Source organism: Micromonospora sp. NPDC048170, from assembly GCF_040652795.1.
Taxonomy (GTDB): domain Bacteria; phylum Actinomycetota; class Actinomycetes; order Mycobacteriales; family Micromonosporaceae; genus Micromonospora.
Genome location: NZ_JBEZMR010000018.1, coordinates 121,571 through 128,018, shown reverse-complemented (window position 1 = coordinate 128,018; position 6,448 = coordinate 121,571). Strand labels below are relative to the sequence as shown.

At 74.3% G+C, this 6,448-nt stretch carries 7 protein-coding genes; 5 read left to right on the top strand and 2 right to left on the bottom strand.

Annotated elements, in window-relative coordinates; genetic code table 11:
• On the top strand, positions 1-404 hold a 404-nt coding region (locus tag AB0D32_RS21905; protein ID WP_357093011.1), incomplete at its 5' end, for a C39 family peptidase.
• 94 nt (positions 405-498) lie between these two features.
• Here AB0D32_RS21905 and AB0D32_RS21900 read toward each other — a convergent pair.
• Together AB0D32_RS21900 and AB0D32_RS21895 are read right to left on the bottom strand one after the other, a co-directional pair.
• Positions 499-1,128, bottom strand: coding sequence for a hypothetical protein (locus AB0D32_RS21900; RefSeq protein ID WP_357093007.1), 630 nt, complete (start codon positions 1,126-1,128; stop codon positions 499-501).
• Between the two features lie 138 nt (positions 1,129-1,266).
• Positions 1,267-2,478: a snapalysin family zinc-dependent metalloprotease gene (locus AB0D32_RS21895; RefSeq protein WP_357093005.1), complete on the bottom strand. Its 1,212-nt coding sequence runs from the start codon at positions 2,476-2,478 to the stop codon at positions 1,267-1,269.
• A gap of 300 nt (positions 2,479-2,778) precedes the next feature.
• Between AB0D32_RS21895 and AB0D32_RS21890 the strand changes: the two genes are divergently transcribed.
• The 4 genes from AB0D32_RS21890 to AB0D32_RS21875 all read left to right on the top strand — a co-directional run bounded on the left by AB0D32_RS21890 (position 2,779) and on the right by AB0D32_RS21875 (position 6,443).
• Positions 2,779-3,357, top strand: a complete 579-nt coding sequence (locus tag AB0D32_RS21890; RefSeq protein WP_357093002.1) for a hypothetical protein — start codon at positions 2,779-2,781, stop codon at positions 3,355-3,357.
• Positions 3,358-3,452: 95 nt separating this feature from the next.
• Positions 3,453-4,133: a response regulator transcription factor gene (locus AB0D32_RS21885; RefSeq protein ID WP_357092999.1), complete on the top strand. Its 681-nt coding sequence runs from the start codon at positions 3,453-3,455 to the stop codon at positions 4,131-4,133.
• 13 nt (positions 4,134-4,146) lie between these two features.
• On the top strand, positions 4,147-5,550 hold the full coding sequence (locus AB0D32_RS21880; protein ID WP_357092997.1) for a HAMP domain-containing sensor histidine kinase: 1,404 nt from the start codon (positions 4,147-4,149) through the stop codon (positions 5,548-5,550).
• Positions 5,547-6,443, top strand: coding sequence for a Gmad2 immunoglobulin-like domain-containing protein (locus AB0D32_RS21875; RefSeq protein WP_357092994.1), 897 nt, complete (start codon positions 5,547-5,549; stop codon positions 6,441-6,443). The genes AB0D32_RS21880 and AB0D32_RS21875 overlap by 4 nt, the downstream gene beginning before the upstream one ends.
• The last annotated feature ends 5 nt before the right edge of the window (positions 6,444-6,448 follow it).

Here is a 6,448-nt window from a genome sequence, read left to right as displayed (position 1 = left end):
ACATGGACGCCATGGCCAAGCAGATGGGCACCACCGAAGCCGGCACCAACTCCATCAACGACATCACCCCCATCCTGAACAAGGAAACCGGCAAGGACGCCTACCGGTCGGTGGAGATCAGCGCACCCAAGGCCGACGACAAGCAGACCGACACCCTGCGCACCGACATCGTCAAGGCCGTCGACGAAGGCCACGCCGTCGTCGCCAACATCGCCGGCACCGCCACCGACACCGACGGCAACACCCACTCCTTCGAAGGCGGCCACTACATCAGCGTCGTCGGCTACCGCGACAACGGCAACACCGTCACCATCGCCGACTCCGCCAACCCCAACCAGGCCTCCTACCGAATGAACGTCGACAACCTCGCCGACTGGATCGCCACCCGCGGCTACACCTCCTGACCCACCCACCCAGGATGAAAGAAGGGCCCTTGTCAACGCGATGCGTCGACAAGGGCCCTTCTTTTCGTCAACGCCGCCAGGGATCCGGTCCGGATCAGGGTCGGCGGTCGCGCTCCTGGCTCAGCCGCTCGTCGAGCCGGCCCAGTTCGTAGATGGCGTTCAGGTTCGTCGGCAGGCGGGTCACGTTGTCGACGGCGGGCTCCTCGTCCGGATCGGGCACGCGGGTCGACGGGCTGGACGGGGCGGCAGCCGCGACGGCGGGCCGGCGCCGCCGGTGCAGGACGAACAGCACCGGCACCACCAGGGCGCCCAGCAGCAGGCCGGGCACCAGCCAGCGGTCCGCCCCTTCGCCGTCCCGTGGCGGTGCCGCGACCGCCGAGGGAGCGTCGGAGGCCACGCCGCGCCCGTGCGGGGTCGACCCCTCGGGCTCCCGTTTTGCCGGGTGCGGGGCAGGCCGGTCGCGGGTGGTCGTCGACGCGGACGCGGCCGGGACCGGTGCGGCCGGGACCGCGGACGGGCCGGCCGGAGTGGGGGTGGGGACCGCCGAACCGGACACCCCGGGCGTCGGGGAGGCACCCGGGGTGGCCTTGCCGCCCCCGGTGAGCAGGTCGTCGACGACCTGCCCGATATCGCCGAGCAGATCACCGACCGGCCCGCCGGAGGCCGTCGGCGTCGGCGCGGCAGTGAGCGCCAAAGTCAGGACGAGCGCGGCCACGACAGGCATGTTCACCTCGGAAGGGGTCGATGTGCCAGGCACCGTACCGCACTCCGGGTGGTCGTCGGGTGACGCCCCGACGATGCGAGCGGGGGCGACGAGGTACGGGGGACGCCGCCGTGCGGCGCCCCCCGTACCGGGGGTGGGTCAGACCGGCAGGCCGCCGACCTGGGTGTTGATCCAGGTCCGGATGGACGGCAGGTCCACGTAGATGGACGGGCCGGTGGCGCAGGTGGAGTTGTTGTTGCCGGCCCGGCTGGTGGCGCCGATCAGGGCCCACGCCCCGTTGATCCGGCGCACCTGCGGGCCGCCCGAGTCGCCGTAGCAGGCGCCCGCGTTGCCGTTGGTGTTGTTGGTGCAGATCTCGTACGGGCCGTTGATGCCGAGGCACCGGCTGTCCGCCACGATCGAGGTGTCGAGCTCGTGCGCGACGGTCGGGGCGCTGCCACAGCCGCGGGGGGCGCACGTCTGGCCCCAGCCGATGATCCGGGTGGCGGTGCCGACCGCGCCGGAGGTGCTCGGGATCGGCGCGGGGGCGTAGCTGACCGAGCTGGACAGTTGCAGCAGCTTGACGTCGACGCTCGGGTGGTTCACCGCCCGGATCACCGAGACGACGGTGCCGCCGCTGTTGCGGTAGATGCTGCCCACCCGCACCGAGGACGGCGTGCCGCAGTGCTTGGCGGTGACCGCCCAGTTGGCCTTGATCAGCGTGCCGGTGCAGCCGGAGACGTACACCATCCACGGGTAGTTCTCGGTGGCCGGCCGACCGTTGACCACCTGCGGCGAGATGTCGTCGGTGTCGTTCCACGAGAACGTGCCGGTGGGCACCTCCGCCGCGGCCAGGCCACCGGCGAAGAGCGAGTTCACCCGGGACGCCTCCGCGGCGCTGGGGTACGCGTTACGGCAGGAGACCGGCGCGCTGCTGCCGGACATCAGGTCGGAGCAGAGCCCCGTACGCCGGTCGGGCAGGCCGAGGATGTGGCCGAGCTCGTGGGTGGCGATGCGGGTGCGGTCGTACCCCTGGTTGACGGCGGTCAGGCCCATCCAGATCCGACCGGAGCCGAGCCCGGTGACCTGCGCGCGCGGCCAGCCGCTGTCGACGTAGATGGTGACGTTGCCCGGCGTGCGGGCGACCAGCTGGACGTTGCTGACCTGGCTGTTCCAGATGGTCGCGGCCTGGTCGAAGTTGGTGCGGAACTCGCCGGCCCGGCTCGCGTCGTAGTAGACGGTCCGGGCTGCGGCGGACGCGCCCGTGTCGGCGGCGGACGCGCTCGTGTCGGTGGCGACCTGCATCCCGGTTGCGGCCAGCACCGCCGCCAGCGCGGCGGTCGCCGCGTGCAGCAGTTGTCGTCGGAACATCAAGTACTCCCCTACGGTTGTCCGGCGGCGTGCCACCACCGGCATAGATGTAGGTGAATGCTAGAGCGAGGGCCACCGATATGCGGCATATCGGAATCGTCATACCGGCGCTCCCGCTCCGAGTGCCCTTTCCACCACCCGCCGGGCAGCGGCTCCGGAACCGCCGCCCGGGTGGCCGGGAGTGTTACGTGGGCGTTACCGCACGGCGAAGCTGCTGCCGTGGAGCCGTTCCACCGTGGACCCGACGACACGGCGCCGATGCCGGTCACCCACGGAGGAACGAGATCACGGGAGAAGACGATGCGGATCAGAAGTGGACTCACGGCCCTGGTCGTGGTGCTCGCCGGGCTGGTGGCCGGCGCCGGCACCGGCACGGCGGCCACCACGACGGCGGCGGCGACCGGGGCGCCGTACTGCGGGATCACCTGGGGCAGCGTGCCGAAGTCGGCCGGCACGCTGAGCGACGCCCCGCTGGTCGACGTGCGCGTCGGGCGGCACGACTGCTTCGACCGGGTGGTGTTCGAGTTCGCCGGGCCGGTCAGCGGCTACACCGTCGGCTACGGCGAGACCTGGACCGAGGGCGAGGGGCTGCCGCTGTCGCCGTACACCGCCGGCGACGAGCTGCTGCGGGTCTCCCTGCGGGCCCCGGCGTACGACGACGGGCACGTCGGCACCGTGCCGTACCGGGTCGGCGAGCACGCCGCGAACCTGCTGCGCCACCCGAGCCTGCGGGACGTCGTGTTCGGCGGCAGCTTCGAGGGCTACACGACCTTCGCGGTCGGCGTGCGGGCCCGCCTGCCGTTCCGGGTGACCGTGCTGGCCGGCCCCGGCACACACAGCCGGATCGTGCTCGACGTGGCACACCAGTGGCAGCAGTGACCGCGACGGTGGCGGGGGTGACGGCACCGGCCGGACCCCCGACACCGTCCGTTCCGGCAGGTCGTCGCCGGTGGTCGCGGGGCTACCCTCAGGTGGTGGAGGGCCGTGTGCTGGTCGTCGAGGACGATGCCTCCATCCGGGAGGTCACCGCCCTCGGGCTGCGCCGCGCCGGCTTCCGGGTCGACACCGCGCGGGACGGGCGGGAGGCGCTCGGCGCCTGGCGCGCCCGGCCGCCCGACCTGATCGTGCTCGACGTCATGCTCCCCGGCCTGGACGGCTTCGAGGTCTGCCGGGAGATCCGCCGGACCAGCGGCGTGCCGATCCTGATGCTGACCGCCCGCACCGACACCGTCGACGTGGTCGTTGGCCTCGAGTGCGGCGCCGACGACTACCTGCGCAAGCCGTTCGACCTGCCGGAGCTGGTGGCCCGGGTCCGGTCGGTGCTGCGCCGCGCGAGCACCCCCGTCGGCGCCACCGTCATCGAGCTCGGCGGGCTGGAGATCGACCCGGGCAGCTTCGTGGCCCGCAAGGACGGGCGGGATCTCGCGCTGACCGCCACCGAGTTCCGCCTGCTGCTGGAACTCGCCCGCCGCCCCGGCCAGGTCTTCACCCGTGAGCTGCTGCTCGATCGGGTGTGGCAGCACGGCTTCCTCGGCGACTCGCGGCTGGTCGACGTGGCGGTGCAGCGGCTGCGCGCCAAGGTCGAGGACGACCCCGCCCACCCCCGGCTCGTACGGACCGTGCGCGGGGCCGGCTACAAGCTGTCGCCGGGCTGAGGGGGCGTACGCGATGGCCGCCCGCGCCGTACCGCCGGGTCGCCTGCGGCGCCGGTTGACCATCGCGTTCGTGCTCGTCGCCGGCGTCTCCGCCGGGTTGCTGGCCGGCGGGTCCTGGCTGCTGCTGCGCCAGGCCCGCTACGACGCCTCCCTGCACCAGGCCGCGGCCGAGGCCCGCTACCGACTCGTCCTGGCCGGACAGTTCCTGCCACTGACCGACCAGCGTCGCGGCGAGTTGCTGACCAGCTTCGAGGGCAGTGGCCGGCACGTGGTGCTGGTCGACGGGGAGGCGCTGCCCTCCCACCGGGCGTACGCGCCACCGCTGGGCGAACGTCTGCGGGCCACCGTCGCGGCCGGGCAGCTCGGGTACGAACGGTCGTCGCCGGAGGCCCGGCCCCGGCTGCTCGTGGTCGGCGGCCGTATCCCCGGCTCGACGGCCGAGCTGTACGTCGTGACCGTCGAAGACGACCTCGCCGCCGAACTGGACCAGTTGCGCACGGCGCTGCTTGCCGGCTGGGTGCTGGTGGTGCTGCTCGCCGCCGGGGTGGGGCACACGCTCGCCCGGCGCACGCTGGAGCCGGTCGGCCGGGCCAGCCGGGCCGCGCGGGCGCTCACGGAGGGCCTGCTCGACACCCGCCTGCCGGTACGGGGACGCGACGAGTTCAGCGTCTGGGCCGCGTCGTTCAACGAGATGGCCGAGGCGCTGAAGTCGAAGATCGAGGCGTTGTCCGCCGCCCAGGCCCGCGAGCGGCGGTTCACCGCCGACGTCGCGCACGAGTTGCGTACCCCCGTGACCGCCCTGGTGGCCGCGGCGTCGCTGCTCCGCGACCACCTCGACCAGTTGCCGGGCGACGCGCGGCCCGCCGCGGAGCTGCTGGTCGCCGACGTGGTCCGGCTGCGCCGGCTGGTCGAGGACCTGATGGAGATCTCCCGGCTGGACGCCGGTCGGGCGGGGCTCGCCGTCGCCGCCGTGGACCCGGTCGCGCTGCTGCGGGCGATCGTCGCGGCGCGCGGCTGGTCGGACCGTGTGCTGGTCGCCGGCGTGCCGGTCCCGCTGCGCACCGATGCGCGCCGGTTGGAGCGGGTGCTGGCGAACCTGATCGCCAACGCGGTCGAGCACGGTGCCGGCGAGATCCGGGCCACCGTGGCCGCCGCCGGGCCGCTGGTCGTATTCGAGGTCACCGACCAGGGCCCGGGCATCCCGGCCGCGCACCTGTCGCGCCTGTTCGACCGCTTCCACAAGGTCGACCCGGCCCGCTCCGGCCGGGGCAGCGGGCTGGGCCTGGCCATCGCCCGGGACAACGCCCACCTGCTCGGCGGGCGGCTCGGCGTGCACAGCGAACCGGGGGTGGTCACCCGCTTCCGCCTGGACCTGCCGGCCGACCTACGGTCCTCGGCACCGGACGGTGCGGGGTGAGACGCCGTGCCGCGGTCGCCGCCCTGCTCGCCGCCGCGCTCCTGCCCACCGGGTGCGCCACGCCCCGCTCCGGCTCGCTCGGGCCCGCGCCCACCGCGCCGCCGGCCACCACCGCCGTCGCACCGGCGCCGCCCACCTCGGCGTCACCCCCCACCTCGGCGTCGCCGCGCCCGCCGGCCGGGCCGAGCAGATCCGCGCCGCCCGCGCCGACCGCCGGACCGACCCGCCCCCGGACGGTCACCGTCGAGCTGTGGTACGTCCGCGACGGGCGGATCGCACCGACCCGACGCACCCGGCCGGCCACCGTGGCGACGTCCCGCCTGGCGCTGGCCGAACTGGCCGCCGGCCCCACCCCGGCGGAGGCCGCCACCGGGCTGACCACCCTGCTGCCCGGCGGCGCGGAGGTCACCGGCATCGTCGACGGCGTGGCGACGGTCGTCTCCGGCCCGACCGGCGGCGACGCTCCGGCGCGGCGACTGCGCGAGGCGCAGGTGGTCTACACGCTCACCCAGTTCCCCACCGTGCGGCGGGTACGCCTCACCGCCGGTCCCCCGGTCGGCCAGGGCGAGTACGCGGACCTGCTGCCGCCGATCGTGGTGACCGGCCCGGCCATCGGCGGACGCGTCGACAGCCCGGTCACCGTCACCGGCACCGCCGACGTGTTCGAGGCGACCGTCACGGTGCGGGTGCTCGACGCCGCCGGCCGCGTGGTGGCGACGGCCTTCACCACGGCCACCTGCGGCACGGGCTGCCGCGGCGACTACCGGATCGCCGTGCCCTACCGGGTGCCGCGCGAGCAGCCCGGCGCGATCGAGGTGTACGAGGTCTCGGCGGACGACGGGACGCGGGCCCACGTGGTCACGGTGCCCGTCACGCTCACCCCGCCCGGCTGACGCCC